At 60.2% G+C, this 22,180-nt stretch carries 18 protein-coding genes, 1 tRNA gene and 2 pseudogenes; 11 read left to right on the top strand and 10 right to left on the bottom strand.

All coding sequences use genetic code 11. From position 1 onward, the window contains the following. Positions 1–16: 16 nt before the first annotated feature. Entirely contained in the window at positions 17–2,110 is a 2,094-nt protein-coding gene (gene sctV, locus BMH52_RS21625; RefSeq protein ID WP_014716809.1) for a type III secretion system export apparatus subunit SctV, read from the bottom strand. After that, complete coding sequence (locus tag BMH52_RS21620; protein WP_014716808.1) at positions 2,107–3,171, bottom strand: TyeA family type III secretion system gatekeeper subunit; 1,065 nt, start codon at positions 3,169–3,171, stop codon at positions 2,107–2,109. Before BMH52_RS21620 ends, sctV begins: the two co-directional genes overlap by 4 nt. A gap of 264 nt (positions 3,172–3,435) precedes the next feature. Here BMH52_RS21620 and BMH52_RS21615 point away from each other — a divergent pair, with 264 nt between their 5' ends. From BMH52_RS21615 to BMH52_RS21590, 6 genes are all read left to right on the top strand, one after another. Further along, entirely contained in the window at positions 3,436–3,987 is a 552-nt protein-coding gene (locus BMH52_RS21615; protein ID WP_073845010.1) for an RNA polymerase sigma factor, read from the top strand. A 235-nt stretch (positions 3,988–4,222) separates the two neighbouring features. Further along, a tRNA-Met gene (locus tag BMH52_RS21610) sits at positions 4,223–4,299 on the top strand. Between the two features lie 128 nt (positions 4,300–4,427). Continuing rightward, a complete protein-coding gene (locus tag BMH52_RS21605; RefSeq protein WP_073845007.1) occupies positions 4,428–5,207 on the top strand; it encodes a PhzF family phenazine biosynthesis protein in 780 nt (259 codons plus the stop codon). A 38-nt stretch (positions 5,208–5,245) separates the two neighbouring features. After that, a complete protein-coding gene (gene ggt, locus BMH52_RS21600; RefSeq protein ID WP_073845005.1) occupies positions 5,246–7,075 on the top strand; it encodes a gamma-glutamyltransferase in 1,830 nt (609 codons plus the stop codon). 272 nt (positions 7,076–7,347) lie between these two features. Further along, complete coding sequence (locus BMH52_RS21595; protein ID WP_256575814.1) at positions 7,348–7,590, top strand: hypothetical protein; 243 nt, start codon at positions 7,348–7,350, stop codon at positions 7,588–7,590. Further along, the gene (locus tag BMH52_RS21590) at positions 7,577–7,891 is read left to right on the top strand and encodes a DNA-binding transcriptional regulator (protein ID WP_019817027.1); all 315 of its coding nucleotides are present in this window, start codon (positions 7,577–7,579) and stop codon (positions 7,889–7,891) included. Before BMH52_RS21595 ends, BMH52_RS21590 begins: the two co-directional genes overlap by 14 nt. Before the next feature lie 22 nt (positions 7,892–7,913). On the opposite strand, the gene ddlA is transcribed toward BMH52_RS21590, so the two are convergent. Further along, positions 7,914–9,011, bottom strand: a complete 1,098-nt coding sequence (ddlA, locus tag BMH52_RS21585) for a D-alanine--D-alanine ligase (protein WP_073845001.1) — start codon at positions 9,009–9,011, stop codon at positions 7,914–7,916. Positions 9,012–9,055: 44 nt separating this feature from the next. Then, entirely contained in the window at positions 9,056–9,694 is a 639-nt protein-coding gene (locus BMH52_RS21580) for a LysE family translocator (RefSeq protein WP_072434135.1), read from the bottom strand. Positions 9,695–9,830: 136 nt separating this feature from the next. Here BMH52_RS21580 and BMH52_RS21575 point away from each other — a divergent pair, with 136 nt between their 5' ends. Next, positions 9,831–10,640 (top strand): AraC family transcriptional regulator, encoded by an 810-nt coding sequence (locus tag BMH52_RS21575; protein ID WP_072434134.1) that lies wholly within the window; start codon positions 9,831–9,833, stop codon positions 10,638–10,640. A 445-nt stretch (positions 10,641–11,085) separates the two neighbouring features. Beyond that, positions 11,086–11,322, top strand: coding sequence for a DUF6124 family protein (locus BMH52_RS21570; RefSeq protein WP_073844999.1), 237 nt, complete (start codon positions 11,086–11,088; stop codon positions 11,320–11,322). A 131-nt stretch (positions 11,323–11,453) separates the two neighbouring features. On the opposite strand, the gene BMH52_RS21560 is transcribed toward BMH52_RS21570, so the two are convergent. The 4 genes and pseudogenes from BMH52_RS21560 to BMH52_RS21550 all read right to left on the bottom strand — a co-directional run bounded on the left by BMH52_RS21560 (position 11,454) and on the right by BMH52_RS21550 (position 13,835). Further along, the gene (locus BMH52_RS21560; RefSeq protein ID WP_073844997.1) at positions 11,454–12,029 is read right to left on the bottom strand and encodes a flavin reductase family protein; all 576 of its coding nucleotides are present in this window, start codon (positions 12,027–12,029) and stop codon (positions 11,454–11,456) included. A gap of 60 nt (positions 12,030–12,089) precedes the next feature. Next, positions 12,090–12,521 (bottom strand): annotated as a pseudogene (locus BMH52_RS30040) (methyl-accepting chemotaxis protein); the annotation flags it as partial. A 108-nt stretch (positions 12,522–12,629) separates the two neighbouring features. Further along, positions 12,630–13,316: pseudogene (locus BMH52_RS30035) on the bottom strand (PAS domain-containing protein); the annotation flags it as partial. Between the two features lie 186 nt (positions 13,317–13,502). After that, positions 13,503–13,835 (bottom strand): DUF2790 domain-containing protein, encoded by a 333-nt coding sequence (locus BMH52_RS21550; RefSeq protein ID WP_014716799.1) that lies wholly within the window; start codon positions 13,833–13,835, stop codon positions 13,503–13,505. Positions 13,836–14,061: 226 nt separating this feature from the next. Here BMH52_RS21550 and BMH52_RS21545 point away from each other — a divergent pair, with 226 nt between their 5' ends. The 3 genes from BMH52_RS21545 (at position 14,062) to BMH52_RS21535 (ending at position 17,851) form a co-directional block, all read left to right on the top strand. Beyond that, positions 14,062–15,381 carry an OprD family porin gene (locus BMH52_RS21545; protein WP_073844995.1) on the top strand — a complete coding sequence of 440 codons (1,320 nt, stop codon included), beginning with the start codon at positions 14,062–14,064 and terminating at the stop codon, positions 15,379–15,381. Positions 15,382–15,719: 338 nt separating this feature from the next. Further along, the gene (locus BMH52_RS21540) at positions 15,720–16,394 is read left to right on the top strand and encodes a heavy metal response regulator transcription factor (protein WP_014716797.1); all 675 of its coding nucleotides are present in this window, start codon (positions 15,720–15,722) and stop codon (positions 16,392–16,394) included. Next, on the top strand, positions 16,391–17,851 hold the full coding sequence (locus BMH52_RS21535) for a heavy metal sensor histidine kinase (protein ID WP_073844993.1): 1,461 nt from the start codon (positions 16,391–16,393) through the stop codon (positions 17,849–17,851). The genes BMH52_RS21540 and BMH52_RS21535 overlap by 4 nt, the downstream gene beginning before the upstream one ends. 59 nt (positions 17,852–17,910) lie before the next feature. On the opposite strand, the gene BMH52_RS21530 is transcribed toward BMH52_RS21535, so the two are convergent. Beyond that, on the bottom strand, positions 17,911–21,054 hold the full coding sequence (locus tag BMH52_RS21530) for a CusA/CzcA family heavy metal efflux RND transporter (protein WP_073844991.1): 3,144 nt from the start codon (positions 21,052–21,054) through the stop codon (positions 17,911–17,913). A gap of 18 nt (positions 21,055–21,072) precedes the next feature. Then, positions 21,073–22,179, bottom strand: a complete 1,107-nt coding sequence (locus BMH52_RS21525; protein WP_073844989.1) for an efflux RND transporter periplasmic adaptor subunit — start codon at positions 22,177–22,179, stop codon at positions 21,073–21,075. Between the last annotated feature and the right edge of the window lies 1 nt (position 22,180).

Here is a 22,180-nt window from a genome sequence, read left to right as displayed (position 1 = left end):
AACCATGGCCGCAGGCTCATGCCGCCGCCCCCCGCATCAAGGCTTCCTGGCCCAGGTCTATGCGCCCCAGGACCTTGACCTTGGATGTGCTTCCCAACTCAGCGAAAGACAGCACCGGTACATGGTTGAACTCTTCCAGCAGCAAGGTCCGCAATGGGCTGCGCAAGTCTTGCGCCACCAACATCACACTTTTGCTCTTGGCCCTTAGAACAAAGGCTTGGTTGAGCAAACTGATAAAGGCCGCGCTGTGGTTCTCGTCCAGCGCGAAAAACACGCCGGTCTGGGTCTGGCGCAGCGCCTCGCGCAGGATGTTTTCGCTCTGCGGAGATAACAGCCAGGCATGCAGGCCATCGGCCTCGCTGTACTGGTGGTAGATCTGTGCCTTGAGGGCAATGCGCGCATAGTCGGCCAGGGCTTCCGGCTCACGCTCATGCTGCCCGTACTCGATCAGCGACTCGACAATCAGCCGCACTGCTCGCAGCGGTACGCCTTCACTGGCCAGGCGTTGCAACACCGCCGAAAAACGCGAGAGCGGCATGATGCGCTGCAGTTCCTGCACCAGTTCCGGCTGGTTATGCTCAAGCCAACTCAAGATCGACTTGCTCTCCTGAATCCCCAGGAACTGCGGCCCGCTAAGCATCATTGCCTGCCTCATGCGCTCCAGGATCAGGTGCGTAGCCGTGAAGCGCTCCAGCTCTGGGTCCTCCAGCAGCGGATCATCAGGAGGCAACCAGAGCCAATCCTGTTCATCCCGCTCAGCCAGCCCCGGTATGGCGTGCTCAGGCTCAACCGTCAGCGCCTTGCGCTCAACAGCCACATGGTTGACCACTGACGCCCTGACCATGGGCACCTCATGCACGCAAAAGCGCATTTCATCGGCGGCCAGGGAATCATCGAGTTCAACTTCGAACGGCGGCAATGTCAGGCCGATATTGGCGACCAGCGAGTTTCGCGCCTGGCGAATCCCATGAATCAGGTCCGTCACCTCAGGCGTTCCGCGCAGCACGGGGGAAAACTGCAACAGGTAGGGGCGCGACGGATCAAATCCGCGCAAGTCCTCTTTACCGTTCTCTTCAGGTCGAACGACCTCAGCGGCTTCGTTGGCGGGCTCTGCCTGTCGTTGACGCTGGCGTACCAGGTAGTAACCCACACAGCCGGTGATCAGCGCGATAAGAATAAACACCAGGGTAGGCATGCCCGGCACTAGGGCAAACGCAAGCATTCCCACCGAGGCAATCACCCAGCTCTTGGGCTCGCTGGTCATTTGCCGAGCAATTTCGACGCCCATGTTACTGACGCCTTTGCGTCCATCCGGCGCCACGCGGGTGATGATCATGCCCGCAGTCAGAGAGATCAGCAGCGCTGGAATCTGTGCTATCAGGCCATCGCCAATCGTCAGCACCGAATACAACGAAATGGAATCGGCAGCGCTCAACCCGTGCTGGAACATGCCCGTGGAGAAGCCGCCCAACAGGTTGACCACGACGATGATCAAACCGGCGATGGCGTCGCCTTTGACGAACTTCATGGCGCCATCCATGGCCCCAAACAGCTGGCTTTCACGCGACAGCTGATCGCGTTTGTCGCGCGCCTGCACACCGTCAATCAACCCGGCACGCAAATCGCTGTCGATAGACATCTGCTTACCCGGCATTGCATCCAGGCTAAATCGCGCCGCGACCTCGGCAACCCGCTCCGAACCCTTGGTGATCACCAGGAAGTTGACCAGGGTCAGGATCAGGAAGATCACCATCCCCACCGCCAGGTTTCCCCCCACCACAAAATTACCGAACGCCTCAACGATGTCACCGGCGTCCTGTTCCAACAAGATCAGGCGCGTGGTCGCGATCGACAGCGCCAATCGAAACATAGTGGTCAACAACAGGATCGACGGGAACGACGAGAACGCCAAAGGGCCCGGTAGATAAAGCGCCAGTACGATCAACAGGCAAGATATGCAGATATTGAGAGCAATCAGAATATCTACCAGCCAGGTCGGCAGTGGAACGATAAAGATAAAGATAATGGCCATGACCACCACAGCGCCCAGCACTTCAGCTCGCTGTGCCACTTTGAGCAGTAAGCCATTGATGGTCGACAGCAGGGTCACGTCATAGCCTCGGCCAGCTCAGGAGAACGCTGGGTTCCGCCATCGATCCGGTTCAGTTCGTCCATCACCGCTACAAACTTGAACAAGGTTTCCTCACGGACTCTGGTGTCAGGCCACAAGGCCAAAGGTAACTGCCGGATCAGAGGGTAAAGCGCGTTGAGAGCTGTCAATTGCCTGGTAGGCGAACCACTCCCCATCTCATTCCCCAACCGCAGAATTTCATCGGCGCCTATGCCGCTGCTGGCATATCCGAGCAGGCGCTGCAGCAGCGTAACGGCCTCATCCTCCATCTCCAGGCGCTGCTTGCACGTCACGCAACTGGCCAGCACTGCGCTCAACTGCCCGCAGCTTCGCAGCCCCACCAGCAAGGAGCGCAGCAATGGTGTAGGCACCGAGGACACCAAGGCGGCAATATCGTCTGCCAGGGCTTTACGCATCACGTTAAGCCCTTCTTGAAACCCATCACCGCCGTATACACCCAGCAGGGCTTGCATCATTGTTGCCAGGGATTGGCGCGTGACCACGCTGGCGTAGTAGAGCGCACGTAGGGCCTGGCGCTCCTCGGGGTCCACGCTGGCGGCTTGCAGTGTTAAGGCGATGTTCAGGCCGGCCTGGATTTCGCCCTTGAAACGCGCCTCCAGCTTGGCGATGGCTGCGTGTGCCAGGGCCGCTTCGGATTTACGGACTTCAGCGTCCGCCTCGCTCACCACATGCTTGAGCACCACGAAAGCACGCGCCGGGTCGCCTCCGGCGAGGTCGAGCAATTTTTCGAGACTGGCGCTTTGCAGCAACTGCATCCTGATTCGGCGCGAAACCGAAGCCATGCTCGCCTGGGCCGGGTGACCCAACTGGTCATAAAGCTCCACCAGCTTTTCAGCCGCAGGCACGCGCACGCCCATTTGCCGATGGGCCAGCGGGAGCTTATTGAGCTCCACTTCCTGATTGAACAGATGGGCCAGTTCGTCGACACCCTTCGCAGGTGCAGGCACGGAGCCAGTGTTGATAACAGGTTGATCCGAGCTTTGGACCGTTTGCACATCGTTGCGAGATTCGACTTTCATGGACAGGCCAGTTCAGGAAGAGTGTTTTCCCTGTGTGGCGAGGCCCACCCATACGGTTCCATAGAAATTTGAGGCTGAGCCGGGTTTGAAAAGACTTGCACAGGCACCTGGTCCCCCGTGCAAAAGTCTGCGTAAAAACACCTCCATTCAAAATATTTATCTATGTATATCAAGCTATTAAACGATTTTTTCTCTTTGGCACACGCAGTGCAATCGGGGTCCTGTCGATACGTTTTCGACTGCGTCTACCTTAAGGAAAAAATCATGAATATCCCTATTGAAGCCTTAGTTCACCTTGGTGGCAATTCGCCTCAATTCATGCTCCATCTGACAGACGATCAACAGAAAAAACTGCGGCGCTTCATTCACAAACGGGTCCTCAACCCGGAAGACGCGGATGATCTATTGCAACTGACTTACTTGGAGGCCTGGCGCAATCGCGAGCGCTTCAGTGGTACCGCGACGCTCAGCACCTGGATGTGCGGCATCGCGCAGAACCTGATCCGCAATCATTTCCGGCGCCTGTATGCCAAGCCCTCTCATTGCGAATTCGACGAGTCGCTGTGGCATGGCCATGAAGAAAGCCACAGCCTGGATTGGGAATTCGAGGTCAACCGACGCCTGGAAAATACCCTGAGCGCAATTGATCACTTGCCCACAGAGATGCGCAGAACACTGTATGCCTCCCTGGAAACCGACGGCAGTTACCAGGACACCGCCGACGTACTGGACATTCCTATCAGCACCGTGCGCTCGCGCCTGTCACGGGCACGCGAACAGCTCAAGCGCGTCACCCACACCCCACTGCATCAGTAAGTTGAACTAGCCAGTCAAGCGTTGGGCGACAGGGATATCTGCCCAACACTGTCGGACTTGGCCCGTGAGTAGACCCTCGAAGACGCTTAGCGCTTGCGCTCCCCTCATGCACGGCGCATTCGCCACCGCCCGTCGCCAAAATCAGCGCTTTGGCTTAAACAGTTGAAAGCGTAGAAAAATTTTCAACAAAAACGCTTGACGCATTGCCTTTCCAAGCGAATAATGCGCGCCACTTGGCTACATAGCTCAGTTGGTTAGAGCATAGCATTCATAATGCTGGGGTCCGGGGTTCAAGTCCCTGTGTAGCCACCAAGTACTAAAAACGGCTTACCGAAAGGTAGGCCGTTTTTTTATGCGCGCAAAAAAACTCCCCAACTGTATTTTGACGCCCCCCAACCCCACTGTTAGTGTCCTGCCTCCCCTAAACACGGAGTGCCCCGATGCAACTGGACATCTACCAAGTCGACGCTTTCAGCCACCATCCCTTCGGCGGCAACCCGGCAGCGGTGTGCCCACTCACTGAGTGGCTGGCCGACGAGCAACTGCAGCAGATTGCAGCCGAGAATAATCTTTCGGAAACCGCGTTCTTTGTACCCCGTGGCGAGTTCTATGAGTTGCGTTGGCTCACGCCGGAAGTTGAGGTGGACCTGTGCGGCCATGCCACGTTGGCAGCCGCGTGGGTATTGATCCACAAGTTGGCGGACGCCCCGCAGGTTCTGCGCTTTGCCACCCGTAGCGGCGAGTTGCGGGTAACGCGCAACGGCGATGAGCTGGCGATGGATTTTCCGGCCAAAAAACCCGAACGCTGCGAGCCGCCCCACGGCATGTTGAGCGCCCTGGGGCTTGAAAACGCCGAGGTGTTTGGCACCGACGACTACATCGTGCTGGTGGAAGATGAAGCACAGGTGGCGGCTCTCACACCGGACTTTGCGCGGCTCAAAGGCCTGCCTAAACGCGGGGTTGCGGTGACCGCTAAAAGCACTCGGTTTGATTTTATCTCGCGCTGGTTCGGCCCGAATGTGGGCGTTAATGAAGACCCGGTTACCGGCTCGGCGCACACCTCGCTGGCACCTTTCTGGGCCGAGCGCCTGGGCAAATCGCAATTGAGCGCCGAGCAAGGCGGCCAGCGTAAGGGCCAGCTGCGCTGTGAACTGCAGGGTGACCGGGTGATTATTTCCGGCAAGGCCGTGCTGTACATGCAAGGCACGATTTACCTGTAAACAACGCAGTAGCCCAAGGACCACAGCACCTTCTCAACATGAACGGAGTTCAGCGCGTGTTTTTGATTTCCCGCCGCAGTCTGACAGTCATCGCCGCAACCCTGGCCCTCGCCGCCTGCCACACGCCCGTCAACGAACAGCCTCCGGCGCCAGAGCTGGGCTCGGGCTACCGCACCGACCTGAGCACCCGCCACGCCGAGCGCCATATGGCCGCCGCCGCCAACCCGCTGGCCGCTGAAGCCGGGCGTGAAATGCTGCGTCAAGGCGGTTCAGCCATTGATGCGGCGATTGCCATGCAAGCGGTATTGACCCTGGTGGAACCGCAGTCTTCCGGCATCGGCGGCGGTGCGTTCATCATGCTGTGGGATGGGCACAACGTGCAGGCTTATGACGGCCGCGAAACTGCGCCGGCCGGGGCCACGGAGCGTCTTTTCCTGAAGGCCGACGGTACGCCGATGGCGTTCACGGATGCGCAGATTGGCGGGCGCTCGGTGGGCACTCCAGGGGTATTGCGCGCCCTGGAGATGGCGCACCAAAAGAGCGGCCGCTTGCCATGGGCCAAGGTGTTTGAACCGGCGATTCGCCTGTCGGAGCAAGGCTTCGCCATTTCCCCACGCTTGCACAGCTTGATCGCGGCTGACCGCTTTATCGCGCAATCGCCCGACATGGCGGCGTACTTCCTGAATGCCGATGGCTCGCCAAAAGCCACCGGCACGCTGTTGAAAAACCCGGCTCTGGCCGCGGTGTTCAAGCGCATCGCCAAGGAAGGGCCGGATGCGCTGTACCAAGGATCGATTGCCGATGAGATCGCACGCAAGGTGCAGGGCCATCGCAATGCCGGCAGCCTGTCCCAGGCTGATCTCAAGGGCTACACCGCCAAGCAACGCGCACCGCTGTGCACCGACTACAAACAATGGAAGGTCTGCGGCATGCCACCGCCGTCCTCGGGCGGGATTGCCGTGGCGCAGATCCTCGGGACACTGCAGGCGCTGGAAAACCGCACCCCGCGCCTGGCCATCGCCCCTATGACACCGGTCAAGAGTGCCTCGCCGGCCGGGCTTGAGCCGACACCCGAGGCCGTGCACCTGCTCGCCGAAGCCGGGCGCCTGGCCTTTGCCGACCGCGCGCTGTACGTGGCCGATGCAGACTTCACCCCCGTACCCGTCGCCGGCCTCGTCGCACCGAGTTACCTGGCGCAGCGCGCCACGCTGATCGGCGAACGCAGCATGGGCATCGCCAAGCCCGGCCAACCCGCCGGTATTCAGGTAGCGTATGCGCCAGACCGCTCGCCGCTGCGCATCTCCACCTCACAGGTGGTGGCGGTGGACGACCAGGGCGGCGCCGTGTCGATGACCACCACGGTTGAAGCGGCATTCGGCTCTCATGTGATGGTCCAGGGCTTTTTGCTCAACAACCAGATGACCGACTTCTCGTTCATCCCCGCAGAAAACGGCCAGCCTGTAGCCAACCGCGTACAACCGGGCAAACGCCCACGCTCGGCCATGGCGCCGACCTTGGTGTTCGACCGCAACTCGGGCGAACTGCTGGCTACCGTCGGCTCCCCCGGTGGCTCGCAGATCATCGAGTACGTGAGTAAATCCCTGGTGGCCATGCTCGACTGGAAGCTCGACCCGCAGGCGGCCATCAGCCTGCCCAACTTTGGCAGTCGCAATGGTGCTACCGAGTTGGAAGCTGGGCTGTTCAGTCCGGCGCTGAAACAGGCGCTCAAGGACAAGAGCCACGCCCTGAGCGAGATCGAGATGACCAGCGGCGTGCAGGCCATCGTGCGCACACGGGATGCCCAGGGTAAGGTGACGCTCAGTGGTGGCGCGGACCCTCGGCGTGAAGGTGAGGCGTTGGGTGATTAAGGTGTTGATCTATCCGTACAGGCTTATAAAAAAAGACCTGCACCCTTACGCCTTAAATCCTACGCGGAGCGCCAGAACTCAAAGTGCCATGTCATCTTTTGCGATAAAAACCTTCTTGAGCAGCCCCATCTCACCTGCGATTTTCTGGCCCGCCCTTTCTTGCCAGAGGCTACGTCAAAGACGTAGAATTTCGCGTGTTCACTCTCATAGAATCCCCTCTCTTCAGCAGGCAATGGCCTGACTATTGGACTGAAGATGAAAAAGGTATCTTCATGGCGTTTCTCACCAGCCATCCTGATGCTGGAAATGTCATTCCGCGCTCGGGAGGTTGCCGAAAGATACGCTGGAGCATGGAGGGCCGGGGTAAAAGTGGATCAGTGCGGGTCATCTACACCACACATCTGGAGTGCGGAGCAGTCGTCGCGCTACTGATTTATGGCAAGAGCGCCACGGAGAATATTCCGGCACATATCCTGTACAAAATCGCAAAGGAAATGAACCATGCCACTCACTGATAAAGAACTGAAGGAACGTGACGCCAAACGCAATATAGGCGAAGAACTACTCACAGCCATTCAGGATGTCAAAGCGGGACGTTACGGGGCCGTGCAGCACGTTGAGGTCACTCAGGCTGCCGAAGCAAGAAGCAAGACAGGGCTCTCACAACCCAAATTTGCCGAGCTTCTGGGCGTGTCAGTAAGAACCCTTCAAGAATGGGAGCAAGGGCGTCGCGCACCTTCCGGAGCAGCACGTTCGCTACTGCATATTGCGGCCATAAGGCCGGACGTTTTTCGCGAAGTACTCAGTAACGCCTGATCGCGTTACTGCTTCGGGCCAATCACTGGCGGTTGATCTTCAAGCCCTTGCGCCCCGCATGCCGCTCCAGCGCCAGCTCGATCAACCGGCTCACCAGCTCGCTGTAGCTCATGCCTGCCGCCTGCCACAGCTTGGGGTACATGCTGATGCGGGTAAAACCGGGCAGTGAGTTGATCTCGTTGATCAGCACTTCGCCGTCCTGCGTCAGGAACACATCCACCCGCGCCAACCCGGCGCAGCCCAACACTTCAAACGCCTCAATGGCCAGGCTGCGGATCCGCTCGCTGGCGTCATGACTGATCGCCGCCGGCACCACCACCTGGGCGGCCTGGCCATCGATGTATTTGCTGTCGTAGGAATAGAAACCACTGCTCACCACGATCTCGCCACAACCGCTGGCGATGGGCTCGTCATTGCCCAGCACGGCGCATTCGATCTCACGGCCCTGGACGGCGGACTCCACCAGCACCTTCTCATCAAACCCCAACGCCAGTTCAACGGCAGCGCGGTACTCGGCTTCGCTGCCGACTTTGCTTACCCCCACCGACGAACCCTGGTTGGCGGGCTTGACGAACATCGGCACACCGAGCTTGCCAGCGGCCGTTTCAAACGAGGTGCGCGCCGCATTAGCTCGCGTAAGGGTGATGAACGGCGTGACCGCAATACCCGCGTCGCGCAGCAAGCGCTTGCTGATGTCTTTGTCCATGCACACCGCCGAGCCGAGCACGTCGGAACCGACGAAGGGCAAGTCCGCCATGCGCAGCAAGCCTTGCAGGCAACCGTCTTCACCGAGGGTGCCGTGGACAATCGGGAAGATCACGTCGATGTGTTCCAGCATGCCCTGCCCGGAAGTTTCCACCACTTGCTGGCTGGCCTTGCCGGGCACCACGGCCAATTCACGGTTGGACTGGTTGAGGGCGATGAGTGCCGGGTTTTCCTGGTTGAGCAGAAAGTTCGAGGTGTCATTGAGGTGCCAGTGACCGGCCTTGTCGATACCGATCAAAACCGGCTCGAAGCGTGAGCGATCAAGGGCATCGACAATGTTGCGCGCCGATTGCAGCGAGACCTCGTGCTCAGCCGAACGGCCACCAAAAATAATCCCTACCCGCACCTTGCTCATGACCCGGCCTCACTGTTGAAAGTAAGGCTTCTTACCATGGGTGGTTAGCGATTCGCTACCAGATGTGCACCGAATAACAGGTAGCAGCTCCCGGCAAAGCGGTCGAGCCACTTGCGCGAACGGCTGTAGAGGTTGGCCATGTGCTCGCTGGAAAACACCAGGGCGACGCTGCAATACCAACTGAACGACAAGGTAGCCATGGTGATGACCGCCAGCGTCAACAGCGCCGGCGAGGGTGACGGTGGCATCGTCGAGGCAAAGGCTGTGGCGACGAACAGAGCTGCCTTGGGGTTGGACAAGTTGCCCAGTAAACCGAAACGCCATGCGGAAAATAGTGACCGTCGCGGCTCATCGGGCAACACCGTCTGCCCCGTGCTCGGCGCCGAGCGTTTGAACAGCTTCAGCCCAAGATAGATCAGGTAGCAGCCGCCGATGATCTTGAACGCCAGGTACAACATGGGCGCGGCGGTAAACAGCGACTTGATGCCCAAGCCACCAGCCAACCCCCAGATAATCGTGCCGGTCGCCACGCCCGCCGACGCCACCACACCGTGACGCCGCGAACAGCTGGCGGCCAACTGCGCCGTATTGAAGAAGTTGGGACCGGGGGTCACCACGGCGACCGTCCACAGCAGCGCGAGCGAGACCAGCGGCGCCACATAGGCAGGGTTGAAAACATCCATGAGGAGCACCACCAGCGCAGTATACGAACAGGGAGCATAGGCCTCGCCCCACACCTGCACAATCGTACAAGACCCCAGCAGACAACCGGTGCAGACTCAGTTAACGTGTTTCCACTTCCTTTTGTGACAAGTCACCATGGGCAACCCCATCCACTCCCTCGACTGGCTGCACCGCGCGCCCCACGCCAGTGGCCTTGACCGTATCGAGGCGTACTTTGCCGGCTTTGCCTTCGACCCTCATCGCCATGACACCTACGCCATCGGGCGCACGTTGTTCGGCGTACAGAGTTTTCATTATCGCGGCGGCACGACCCACAGCCTGCCTGGCACCACCATGGTGATCCACCCGGATGAAACCCATGACGGTCGCGCCGGCAGCGACGAAGGCTTCAAGTATCGGATGATTTATGTGGAGCCGGCGCTGATCCAGCAGATCCTCGGTGGCCAGCCGTTGCCGTTTATCCCCGACGGCTTGTCCACCGACCCACGGCTGCACCGCGCCAGCGAAGTGTTGCTGCAGAGCCTGGATTGCCCGATAGACCCGATGCAAGAACAAGACGCTATGTTCGACCTGGCCCACGCGCTGAGCGCTGCGTCCGGGGCCCTCATTCGCCGTAAATCCTTCGACTACGTCGCGGCCGAACGCGCCCGTGAATTCATCCACAGCGCCCTGGGCCGCAGCATCAACCTCGATGAAATTGCCGACCATGCCGGCCGCGACCGCTGGGCGTTATCGCGGGATTTTCGTCTGTTGTTCGGCACCAGCCCCTACCGCTACCTGACCATGCGCCGGCTGGACCTGGTGCGCCACTTATTGGCCCAGGGCCAATCGTTGGTAGATGCGGCGATGACCGCAGGCTTTACCGACCAAAGCCACATGACCCGCCAATTTCGCAGCACCTACGGCATGCCGCCATCGCGTTGGGTGAAAATGCTCGGACGCTGAGTACTGGGTTGGACTGTGGGAGCTGGCTTGCCTGCGATGCAGACACCGCGGTGTATCAGACACACCTTATTGATGCCATCGCAGGCAAGCCAGCTCCCACAGTTGGATGAGGTGGCGTTGCTGGCATTTGGTCATGGTTTGTAAAGGGCCAGCAAGCTGCGTCCCTTTAAATTGCAGGACGTTTCCGAGACAATCCCTGCCGCCTTGTGCCTGTTGGAATCGATGGCTAGTCTTCGGCCCGTCACTGCCTTTTCAGTGATCGGGTTTAGTCGCCCGGACTCTAATCAGGCGCATGGTCCTCCATGAGGTTTTATGGTGGCTGTGCGCAGGGCACCCTCGGGTGCGCCGGATTTTCCTGATTAGCCGGTCGACTAACCTGCGTACAGCCGCCACCCTTCGTTTAGTCGCGACTGGGCCGGCTTCTGCCTCAATCAGGAGTTACACCATGACCAAAGCACTTCCCGATCCACCCATGGATTGCCTAGTCGTCAATGAAGAACTCAGCTTCGAAGACGCTCAACTCTATATTTCCCATCTGATCAACAGCGCATCGGCCACGGTGTGGGACTGTTGCGATCACCTGCAACCCCACGACCGCGCCCGAATCCATGCCGTATGGCACTTGCTGGAGATGACCAAGACCGTAGTAAACCGCACCCTCGAGTGCATGCCACGAACCTGAAGACACCATAAACCCCATGTGGGAGCTGGCTTGCCTGCGATGCAGACACCTCGGTACATCAGGTACACCGAGGTGATGCCATCGCAGGCAAGCCAGCTCCCACAGTTGATCTTCGTGGCTTTGCGCCTCTGTCAGAGCTGGCGCCCGACAACCGGTTGACCAATCGCCAGGAAGTTTCCGCCCGCCACATGGTGCAACGTGCGCAGTTCATCATGCCCCTCAAAATGCCAGCGGCCCTCGCTGAATACCCGCTCATCAGCATAGGCCGCGACCACTTCGCCCAGGAACAGGTCATAGGCCTGCTGATTACGCGGCTCGGGCAGCAGGCGGCATTCCAGCCAAGCCACGCAGCCTTCCAGCATCGGCGCCCCGGTGTGCTCACCGCTGAAAGTGTGCAGGCCGTAGGCAGCGAATTTGTCGGTTTCAACGCCGCGGGTATTGCCCACCGTCTGCACTAGATCAGCCTGCACAACACAAGGCACCTGCAGCACAAAAGTGCCGGCGCCTTCCAGTAGTTGGCGGGTCCAGGCGGCCTTGTCGAGCACCACCGCGACTTTCGGTGGTTCGAAATCCAACGGCATGGCCCAGGCAGCGGCCATGATATTGCGCTGGCCGTTGTGGGCTGCACTCACCAACACGGTCGGCCCGTGGTTGAGCAAACGGTAAGCCTTGGACAATGGGACGGGGCGACGGAACGTAGGGCTCATGGTCGATCAGCTCTGCAAGCGAGAAAAGACCTACGATACCTCAAGCACAAGCCCGACAGGTCAGCTCGACAGCTGATTGGCAAACTGCCCGACCGCACTCACCACCTTTTGCGCACCGTCCTGAATCTCGACGATCACGGTACCCGCCTCCGCCGCCAGGGCCAGGCCCTGCTCGGCTTGCGCACGACCGTCGGCCATCAAGGCCACCGCGTCGCGGGCCATGTCCTGGTTCTGGCGCACCACACCGACAATTTCCTCGGTGGCTTTGCTGGTGCGTGACGCCAATTGCCGCACTTCATCGGCCACCACCGCAAAGCCCCGCCCCTGTTCACCGGCACGCGCCGCTTCGATGGCGGCGTTGAGCGCCAAAAGGTTGGTTTGCTCGGCAATGCCGCTGATGGTCTTGACGATGCTGCCGATCACTTGGGACTGGGCATTCAGCGCCTCGATACCTTCGCCGGCCTGCTGCATGTGCTGGGCCAGGTCGCGCATCACGTCCACGGCCTGGGTGACCACAGTGGTACCGCGCTGGGCGCTGTCGTCGGTTTGCAACGAGGTGCTGTAGGCAATATTGGCGGCCTCGGCCACCGCCTGCTCGCGGTTGACCTGGTCGGTAATGACCGTGGCGAACTTGACCACTTTGTACAACCGCTCATTGGCGTCCAGCACCGGGTTGTAGGTGGCCTCCAACCACACCAGGCGGCCGTGGCTGTCCACGCGTTTGAAGCGCGCGGCGACGAACTCACCGGCGTTCAGGCGCTTCCAGAACTGTTGGTATTCGGCACTGTTGTATTCCTGTGGTTCACAGAACATACGGTGATGTTTGCCTTCGATCTGCGCCAGACTGTAACCCATGGCGCCGAGGAAGCGGTCATTGGCGGTGAGTACATGCCCCTCCAGATCGAACTCGATCAACGCGGTAGAACGCATCAGCGCGGTGATCAGGTTTTCATGTTCACGCGAACTCTCGATGGTGCGAGTAAGGTCGCTGGAGAACATCGAAAACTGCTTGATGCGCCCCTCCGAACTGCGCACCGGCTGCACGATTGAGCGCAACCAGGCTTCCTTGCCATTGCCGCGCATCAGGCGCACGGCGCCGGCAAAGTGTTCGCCGCGGGCCAGCGCGTGCTTGAAGCGCAGCTGGAACTCGTCCTGGCGCACGTGGGCCGGCACCAAGTCTTCGATCGCGCGCCCGACAATCTCGCCCAGCGAGTAAGCCAGCTCCTGCAGGAAGTTGGCATTGGCCCACTCCACACGGCCTTCAGGGTCCAGCGTCAGGCAGAGCATTTCGCTTTCCAGGCTCTCTTTCACCTGAAGCAAGCTCGACAATTCTTCGCGCAGAGCGGTCAGCTCCTGCTTCAGGCGGGTATTGAACATGGGGCACCGTTAGGCAAGTGAGGTGGGTGTACTCACTTGCATCGGCGCTGCCGGGGTTTTCTGAAGAGCGCTTGAGCCCTGGGCCGAACTATATTTTCAACCGCCATTGTTACGGCATACGCCCATGACCTGATATTCCAGGGTATTGAGCTTGCCGCTGGAGTCTTCATAGGTCATGCGCGACGGCACGGCGTTGCACGAGCGGATCGGCGGCGTCACGTTGACGACCTTGGCAATGTCCAGGTCCATGCCATAGCGGTACGCCTGGACCTCGGGCACCGGCTTGCCTTTTTTGATGGCGTAGGCGGCCATGGCTTTCTCATTGCGCTCCATCATCAGGGCAAAGGTGCGATCCCCACCCCCTTCGGCCAGTGCGCCGAATGACAACACAGCCGTTAATACAGCCAAACCTGCTTTATAAAAGTTCATCGCGGTTTCCTCGACTGAAAAGTTCAGTGTCGAGATTAACCAACCCACCCTGACGCCAGGTTCACCAGAACATTACTTATTTGTTAGATGGCCGTTAGTTTCCAGAATTGTAATCTTCGCGCCATGCAGCTGTTATCCGTCGTTTGCAACTATCAGCCAGGGCCAGATCAATAAAAACGCCCGCCTCTATAAGAAGCCGATAACTGCCATCACCGAGGAGCGCATCATGAGCATTCGTCATTACACCCTTCCCTTTTCACTGATGGCTGCACTGCCCATGGCCGCCTTGGCGGTGGAGGACAAGCCCGAAGGTTTTATCGAGGGCAGCCGCATCAACGTGCTGGCACGCAATTTCTACTTCAACCGCGATGACCGCAAAGGCCAGTCCAGCCCCACTGGCAATGGTTACTCCGAAGCCTGGGCCCAGGGCTTCATCGGCAAATTCGAATCCGGTTTTACCCAGGGCACCGTGGGTTTTGGCCTGGACGCATTCGCCATGTACGGCCTCACACTTGACTCGGGCAGCGGCCGCAGCGGCGGCAAAGGCTCGTTCGGCGTGCTGCCGGTGAACAGCGACAACCAGCCGGAAGACAGCTACAGCAAAATCGGCGGCGCGGCGAAACTGCGCGTGCTGGACACGGTGATCAAGGCCGGCGACGTGTTCCCACTCACCCCGGTGGTGGCCTACGGCGACTCTCGCCTGTTGCCCGAGAGCTTTCGCGGCGTCACCCTGCAAAACACCAGCCTGGAAGGCTTGAGCCTGCAAGGCGGGCGCCTGAGCGGCATGAGCCAGCCCAGTGAAAGCGGCATGAACAAAGGCTTTGCCACCTTCTATGCAGGCAAGGTCGACTCGCCCTGGATCGCCTACTTCGGCGGTGACTATCAGCTCAACAGCCACCTGGGCTTTAGCCTGTACAGCAGCCGCTTGAAGGACGCCTGGGACCAGTACTACTTCGGCAGCAATGCCAATTACGCGCTGACCGACGACGTGTCGCTGTTCGGCGACTTCAACTATTACAAGGCCGTGGACGAAGGCCAGAAACGGCTCGGCGAGTTCGACAACAACATCTGGAGCGCCAGGCTCGGGGTCAAGGTCGGTGCCCACGGCCTGGCCGTGTCGCACCAGCGCAACAACGGCGACGATGATTTTGATTACCTGCGCCAGTCAGACTCGATCTTCCTCAACAACTCCATCCAGTACAGCGACTTCAACGCGCCCAAGGAGCGCTCATGGATGCTGCGCTACGACCTGGACATGCAGGCGTTCGGCATTCCCGGCCTGTCGTTCATGACCCGCTACGGCAAAGGCACCGGCGCCGACTACAGCAACGCCAATGCCGTGTATATGCGCCGTGATGCAGCGGGTAACCCCTTGACCGATCAACGCCGTTGGGAACGGGATATCGAGGCCAAGTACGTGGTGCAAAGTGGGCGTTTGAAGGATTTGTCCCTGCGCTTGCGCCAGGCCACCGTGCGCTCCAGTGCGTTCGAGTCAGACCTGGAAGAAGTTCGTCTGATTGCCGAATACCCATTGGTCGTGCTGTAGCCCTTACATTCGCTCGCGATTAACTAACATCTGTTCACAAATAGCCAGTTATCAAAATTGTAATATTGGCCTCAGCTTCTCGTTAAGTGGAACTTTCTATACTCGCTTCAACTTATTCACCCGAGCACATTCATCTCTGAAGCTTTTGTGTAGCTCCTTTGGAAAGAGATGAATTTTTAACGCCCCGCTTGGGGCGTTTTTTTTGCCTGCGGTGCGGTGCGACCGACGGTCGCAGTTGACCCTAGAGTTACTTCAGCCTTCAGACTTTTCCCACTTCCGAAACCGCCGCCATAGGGACATGGGCGCCTTCTCTCCCCCTAATTCAAGAGGTAACCCCCATGCGTATTCTTGTGGTTGAAGACGAGCAGAAAACCGCCGACTACCTGCAACAGGGCCTGAACGAAAGTGGCTACGTGGTCGACTGCGCCGCCAATGGCGTCGACGGCCTGCACCTGGCAGGGCAACACGCCTATGAACTGGTGATTCTGGACGTCAACCTGCCGGGCAAGGATGGCTGGCAAGTACTGGAAGAACTGCGCCGCAACGGCACCCAGCGCGTGATGATGCTCACCGCCCGTGGCCGGCTGGCTGACAAGATCAAGGGCCTGGACATGGGCGCCGACGATTACCTGGTCAAGCCGTTCGAGTTTCCCGAACTGCTGGCCCGCGTGCGCACCCTGATGCGTCGCAGCGAGCACATTCCACAGCCGGAAGTGTTCCGCGTCTCGGACCTGGAACTGGACCCGCGCCGCCACCGCGCTTATCGCGGCACCCGGCGCATCGACCTGACCACCAAGGAGTTCGCCCTGTTGCAAGTGCTGATGCGCCAGGCCGGCGAAGTGCTGACCCGCACACAGATTATTTCACTGGTCTGGGACATGAATTTCGACTGCGACACCAACGTGGTCGAAGTCTCCATCAGCCGCCTGCGCGCCAAGGTGGATGACCAGAGCGAGGTCAAGCTGATCCACACCATTCGCGGCGTGGGCTACGTGCTGGAAGCGCGCCCATGAAGACCGGCAGCCTGTCGATGCGCCTGGGCTTGACGGTCAGCCTGATGGGCGCGGGCCTGGTGTTGCTGCTGGCGACCCTGGCCTACCTGGCCCTCACCCATGAGCTGGAAAAACTCGCGCGCAAGAACCTGGAAAGCAAAATGGAACAGATCCAGCACAGCCTGGCCCTGGGCCTGAACGCCCACGCCATTCGCGGCCGCCCGCACTCGCTGATGGACCTAGTGATCGGCCACGACAATTTCCACCTGACCATCGTCGGCACCGCGCCCGATAACAGCGTGCTGCTGAACGTCGGCAGCAAGCCCCAGGAGCCACTGCTCACCGACTTCAAGCCACGGGAAACCCTGGGCTACCTCAATTGGGTCGACAGCTACGGCAACCAGATACTCAGTGCCTCCAGCTTGATGCGCCTGGCCAACGGTGAACGCGTGCGGGTGCTGCTGTCCCTGGACCGCATGGACGACCAGGCATTGCTCAGTGCCTACCTGCGCGCCACGCTGATTGCGCTGCCGCTACTGCTGATACTGATTGGCATGGGCGCCTGGTGGCTGGTGCAACGGGGCCTGGCGCCGTTGAAGCAGTTCAGCCAGGTGGCGGCGAAAGTCACCACCCAAGACCTCACCCATCGCTTGTCTGTGGACAACCTGCCCCACGAACTGGGTGAACTCGCCCACGGCATCAACGTGATGCTTGACCGCCTGGATGCCGGGGTGCAGCAACTCTCGCAATTCTCCGATGACCTGGCCCACGAACTGCGCGCGCCCTTGACCAACCTGATGGGCAAGGCCCAGTTGACCCTGTCGCGCCAGCGCCCGCCGCAGGAATACAAGGCGGTGCTGGAATCCAACACCGAAGAGCTCGAACGCCTGGCGCGGATTGTCAGCGACATGCTGTTTCTGGCGCAGGTCAGCCACCCGGCGGCGCGGGCCTCATTCACCGAGGTGTCCCTGGCGCAGGAAGCCCAGCGCGTGATGGAGTTGTTTGCCCTGAGTGCCGAAGACAAACACATCACCCTGAGCCTGCGCGGCGATGCCTGGGTGACGGGCGATCGGCTGATGATCCAGCGGGCGATTTCCAACTTGCTGTCCAATGCCATTCGCCACACACCCGAGGCCTCTACCGTGTTGCTGTTGGTGGAGACCTACGAGCAGAGCGTATCGCTGTCGGTGGGCAACCCGGGGCGAGGCATTGAAGCGCACCACCTGCCGCACCTGTTCGAACGTTTCTACCGCGCCGACAGCAGCCGTACCCGTGCCGAGGGCGGCACCGGGCTGGGGCTGGCCATCGTGAAATCGATCATGCATTTGCATCAGGGGCATGCTCATGTCACCAGCCAGCCTGGGCGTTTTACGCGGTTCAGCCTGGTGTTTCCCCAGGCTCTGGAAGCGCCGTTGGCCCCCTGTGGGAGCGGGCTTGCCCGCGAAGGCGGTGTATCCGTCAGTAAAGGTATCGACTGACCCGGCGCATTCGCGAGCAAGCCCGCTCCCCCAGGGGGGTTGCGGCGTTTTCACGGTTGTCAGGCGGTCTCTTCATCGCGGCGATGAGCCCATTGGTACAACGCCGGCAGCACCAGCAAGGTCAGCAAGGTCGAAGAAATAATCCCGCCAATCACCACGGTCGCCAATGGGCGCTGCACTTCGGCACCGGTGCCGGTGGCGAGCGCCATGGGGATAAACCCCAGGGACGCCACCAGCGCGGTCATCAGCACCGGGCGCAGACGGGTCAACGCGCCTTCGTGGATCGCCACCGATAATGAGCGACCTTCCTCGCGCAGGTTTCGGATGAAGGCGATCATCACCAGGCCATTAAGCACCGCAACGCCCGACAAGGCGATAAAGCCCACCCCCGCTGAAATCGACAACGGAATATCGCGCAGCCACAGCGCCATGATCCCGCCGGTGAGCGCGAATGGGATGCCGGTAAACACCAGCAGGCCGTCCTTGAGGTTGTTGAACATCATGAACAGCAACCCGAACACCAACAGCAAGGCCACCGGCACCACGATGCGCAAGCGTTCAGAAGCCTCCTTCAACTGTTCGAACTGGCCGCCCCAGGTGGTCCAGTAACCGGCGGGGACTTTCACCTGGGTGGTGATGGCGGCTTCGGCCTCCTCGACAAACGAGCCGATATCGCGCCCGCGCACGTTGGCGCTGACGATCACCAGGCGCTTGCCGTTCTCGCGGCTGATCTGGTTGGGGCCCAGCACCAGGTCGAGGCTGGCAACCTGGGACAAGGCGATAAAGCCCAACTGCCCCGAGGTACTACTCGCCAGCGCCGGCACCGGGATCAACAGGCGTGACAAGCCGTCGATATCGGTGCGCAACGTATCGGACAAGCGCACCACCATGTCAAAACGCCGATCACCCTCGTACAGCGTACCGGCCTGGCGCCCACCGACCGCGACGGCGATGGTGTCCTGCACATCACCCACATTCAGGCCAAAGCGAGCGGCTTTGTCGCGGTCGATATTGATGGTCAGCACCGGCAGGCCGGAGGTCTGTTCCACCTTCACTTCCGACGCGCCGTTGAGCTTCTGCAAGGTCTCGGCGATTTCCCCAGCTGTCTGGTTGAGCACCGCCATATCATCGCCAAACACCTTCACCGCCACATCGCTACGCACTCCGGAAATCAGCTCATTGAAACGCAACTGGATCGGCTGCGACAGCTCATACACGCTGCCCGGCACAATCGCGCTGGCCCTTTGGATGTCTGCGATAATTGCCTCGCGGGACTTCTTCGGGTCGGGCCATTGGTCCTTGGGTTTGAGCATCACATAGCTGTCGGAGATATTCGGCGGCATCGGGTCGGAGGCGATTTCCGCCGTACCGGTGCGCGCAAACACCCGCTCGATTTCCGGCACTTGGGCCAGTAAGGTTTTTTCCAGTTGCTGCTGCATCTGCACCGATTGGGTCAGGCTGGTGCCGGGCACACGCAGCGCCTGCTGGGCAAAGTCGCCTTCGCTGAGGCTGGGGATAAATTCACTGCCCATGCGGCTGGCAACCAGACCCGAGACGACGATGGTGAGTGCGGCCAGGCCGAACACCAAAGGCCGACGCACCATCACCCAGTTGAGCACCGGGTCATACACCCGGCGTGCACTGCGCATCACAATGTTTTCTTCTTCCTTGACCTTGCCGGTGACAAACAACGCAATCGCCGCCGGTACGAAGGTCACCGACAGAATCATCGCGCCGAGCAAGGCAATCACCACCGTGAAGGCCATCGGGTGGAACATCTTCCCGGCCACGCCCGTGAGGGCGAAGATCGGCAGGTACACCACCATGATGATCAACTGCCCGAAGATCAGCGCGCGTCGCGCCTCCTTGGCCGCGGCGAACACTTCGTGCAGGCGTTCACTGCGGGTCAGCAACCGGCCATGACGGTGTTGCGCATGAGCCAGACGGCGGATGGCGTTCTCGACGATCACCACCGCACCGTCAACGATAATGCCGAAGTCCAGCGCGCCCAGGCTCATCAGGTTGGCGCTGACTTTGTTGGTGAACATGCCGGTGAAGGTGAACAGCATCGCCAGCGGAATCACCATCGCCGTGATCAGCGCTGCACGGATATTACCCAAGAACAGGAACAACACCGCCACCACCAGCAATGCACCTTCGAAGAGGTTTTTCTTCACGGTGGCGATGGCTTTTTCCACCAGGTTGGTGCGGTCGTAAACAGTGACAGCCACCACGCCTTCGGGCAGCGAGCGGTTGATCTCCTCAAGCTTTTTCGCCACCGCCTGGGACACGCTGCGGCTGTTCTCGCCGATCAACATGAACACCGTGCCCAGCACCACCTCACGGCCGTTTTCGGTGGCGGCGCCGGTACGCAGCTCACAACCAATGTCGACCTGGGCCACATTGCGCACGCGGATCGGCGTGCCGTCCGAGGTGGTGATGACAATGTTGGCGATGTCGTCGATAGACGCCACCTGGCCCGGCGCGCGGATCAACAACTGTTCGCCGCTGCGCTCGATGTAACCGGCGCCGACGTTGGCATTGTTGCGCTCCAGCGCCGTGACCAGATCGTTGAGCGTCAAGTTGTAGGCGGCCAGGCGCTTGGGGTCTGGCGCAATCTGGTATTCCTTGGCGAAGCCGCCGATGGTATTGATCTCGGCCACGCCTGGCACGTTGCGCAGCTGCGGTTTGATGATCCAATCCTGGATCACCCGCAGGTCGGTGGGGGTGTAAGGCGTACCGTCCTCTTTGCGCACACCGTCCTCGGCTTCGACGGTCCATAGGAAAATTTCCCCCAGGCCAGTGGAAATCGGCCCCATCGCAGTTTCGATGCCGTCGGGCAATTGCTCGCGCGCCACTTGCAGACGCTCGTTGACCAGTTGGCGGGCAAAGAACAGGTCGGTGCCGTCCTTGAAAATCACCGTGACCTGGGACAAACCGGAACGCGACAGCGAACGCGTCTGCTGCAGGCCCGGCAGGCCGGCCATGGCCGTCTCGATGGGAAAGGTAATGCGCTGCTCGGTTTCCAGCGGCGAAAAACCGGCCGCCGCCGAGTTGATCTGCACCTGTACGTTGGTGATGTCAGGTACCGCGTCGATGGGCAGTTTCTGATAGCTGGCGATGCCGACACCGGCCATCAACAGCACCGCCAGCAACACGATAATGCGCTGCTCGATGGCGAATTGGATAAGGCGCTCAAACATGGGGAATCACTCGCAGGATCAATGGGCGTGTTCGGCCGAGCCTTTGCCCAGTTCGGACTTGAGGATGAAGCTGCCAGCCGTCGCCACCTGCGCGCCGACCTCCAGGCCTTTACGCACTTCGACGTAACCGTTTTCACTGACGCCCAGTTCAAGATGGCGGGTGATAAAGCCGTCCGCCGTGCGCACAAACACCGAGGGTTTGTCCTCGACGGTCTGGATAGCGGTTTGCGGCACGGTGACCTTGGCCTGATAGGTATCGGTGGCCACTTGCACGGCCACGAACAAGCCCGGGCGCCAGGCGTCGTCAGGGTTGGGGACCGTCACCCGCACGGTAGCGGTGCGCGTCTGCTCACCGAGCAAGTTGCCCACATAGGCCACGGTACCCAGCACTTCGGTGCCCATTTCCGTCGAGCTGACTTTCACCGGTTTGCCCACGCGAACCTTGTTCAAGTCTTTGGGAAATACGCCGAAGGTGACCCACACCTGGGACAGGTCCGAGAGGGTGAAGGCATTGCTGGTTTCACTGACCACCTCGCCCACCCCCAGGTGCTTTTCCACCACCACACCGGCGAAGGGCGCACGCAGTTCATAACGATTGCCGCCGGCCAATACGGCAGTGCCGCTGAGCGCAGTCATTTTTTGCCGCGCATTGTTCAGGGCGATTTCGGCTTCTTGCAGAGTTTGCCGCGCCAGCAGGTAATCCTGTTCGGCAGAGATTTTGTCCTGCCACAACTGACGCTCGCGCTGGAAGGTGGTACGCGCCAGTTCGACCCGGCGCTCACTGGCCGCCAATTCGCTGCGCTGGTCGGAAATCTGCTGGCTGGCGATCACCGCCAACAGTTCACCCTTCTTCACCGACTGGCCCAGGTTGACCTTCACCGCCTCCACCACGCCTGCCGCACGGGGCACGATATGGGAGGTACGGTCTTCATCAAAACGCACTTCGCCCGGCAGCGTCAGCACGGTGCTGATGGCACGCGGTTGCGCCTGGGCCAACTGGATGCCGGCGGCTTGAATCTGCTGCTCGGTGAGTTCGAGCTTGCCTTCTTCTTCCTCGGCGTGGGCGAAGCCGGAAAGCATCAGGCCCAGGGCGACGGCGAGCGCCATGCCATGTTTTTTGTTCATC

The sequence above is a fragment of the Pseudomonas sp. BTN1 genome (assembly GCF_001907715.1).
Lineage (GTDB): Bacteria > Pseudomonadota > Gammaproteobacteria > Pseudomonadales > Pseudomonadaceae > Aquipseudomonas > Aquipseudomonas paracarnis.
Note: the sequence above shows the minus strand (reverse complement) of the source record. Positions and strands in the feature narration are given on the sequence as shown.

What these genes read in the sequence shown, in the direction of transcription:
- BMH52_RS21620 (WP_014716808.1), bottom strand. Translation starts at nt 3,171, where the DNA reads ATGAAAGTCGAATCTCGCAACGATGTGCAAACGGTCCAAAGCTCGGAT.
- BMH52_RS21615 (WP_073845010.1), top strand. Translation starts at nt 3,436, where the DNA reads ATGAATATCCCTATTGAAGCCTTAGTTCACCTTGGTGGCAATTCGCCT.
- BMH52_RS21605 (WP_073845007.1), top strand. Translation starts at nt 4,428, where the DNA reads ATGCAACTGGACATCTACCAAGTCGACGCTTTCAGCCACCATCCCTTC.
- ggt (WP_073845005.1), top strand. Translation starts at nt 5,246, where the DNA reads ATGAACGGAGTTCAGCGCGTGTTTTTGATTTCCCGCCGCAGTCTGACA.
- BMH52_RS21595 (WP_256575814.1), top strand. Translation starts at nt 7,348, where the DNA reads ATGGCGTTTCTCACCAGCCATCCTGATGCTGGAAATGTCATTCCGCGC.
- BMH52_RS21590 (WP_019817027.1), top strand. Translation starts at nt 7,577, where the DNA reads ATGCCACTCACTGATAAAGAACTGAAGGAACGTGACGCCAAACGCAAT.
- ddlA (WP_073845001.1), bottom strand. Translation starts at nt 9,011, where the DNA reads ATGAGCAAGGTGCGGGTAGGGATTATTTTTGGTGGCCGTTCGGCTGAG.
- BMH52_RS21580 (WP_072434135.1), bottom strand. Translation starts at nt 9,694, where the DNA reads ATGGATGTTTTCAACCCTGCCTATGTGGCGCCGCTGGTCTCGCTCGCG.
- BMH52_RS21575 (WP_072434134.1), top strand. Translation starts at nt 9,831, where the DNA reads ATGGGCAACCCCATCCACTCCCTCGACTGGCTGCACCGCGCGCCCCAC.
- BMH52_RS21570 (WP_073844999.1), top strand. Translation starts at nt 11,086, where the DNA reads ATGACCAAAGCACTTCCCGATCCACCCATGGATTGCCTAGTCGTCAAT.
- BMH52_RS21560 (WP_073844997.1), bottom strand. Translation starts at nt 12,029, where the DNA reads ATGAGCCCTACGTTCCGTCGCCCCGTCCCATTGTCCAAGGCTTACCGT.
- BMH52_RS21550 (WP_014716799.1), bottom strand. Translation starts at nt 13,835, where the DNA reads ATGAACTTTTATAAAGCAGGTTTGGCTGTATTAACGGCTGTGTTGTCA.
- BMH52_RS21545 (WP_073844995.1), top strand. Translation starts at nt 14,062, where the DNA reads ATGAGCATTCGTCATTACACCCTTCCCTTTTCACTGATGGCTGCACTG.
- BMH52_RS21540 (WP_014716797.1), top strand. Translation starts at nt 15,720, where the DNA reads ATGCGTATTCTTGTGGTTGAAGACGAGCAGAAAACCGCCGACTACCTG.
- BMH52_RS21535 (WP_073844993.1), top strand. Translation starts at nt 16,391, where the DNA reads ATGAAGACCGGCAGCCTGTCGATGCGCCTGGGCTTGACGGTCAGCCTG.
- BMH52_RS21530 (WP_073844991.1), bottom strand. Translation starts at nt 21,054, where the DNA reads ATGTTTGAGCGCCTTATCCAATTCGCCATCGAGCAGCGCATTATCGTG.
- BMH52_RS21525 (WP_073844989.1), bottom strand. Translation starts at nt 22,179, where the DNA reads ATGAACAAAAAACATGGCATGGCGCTCGCCGTCGCCCTGGGCCTGATG.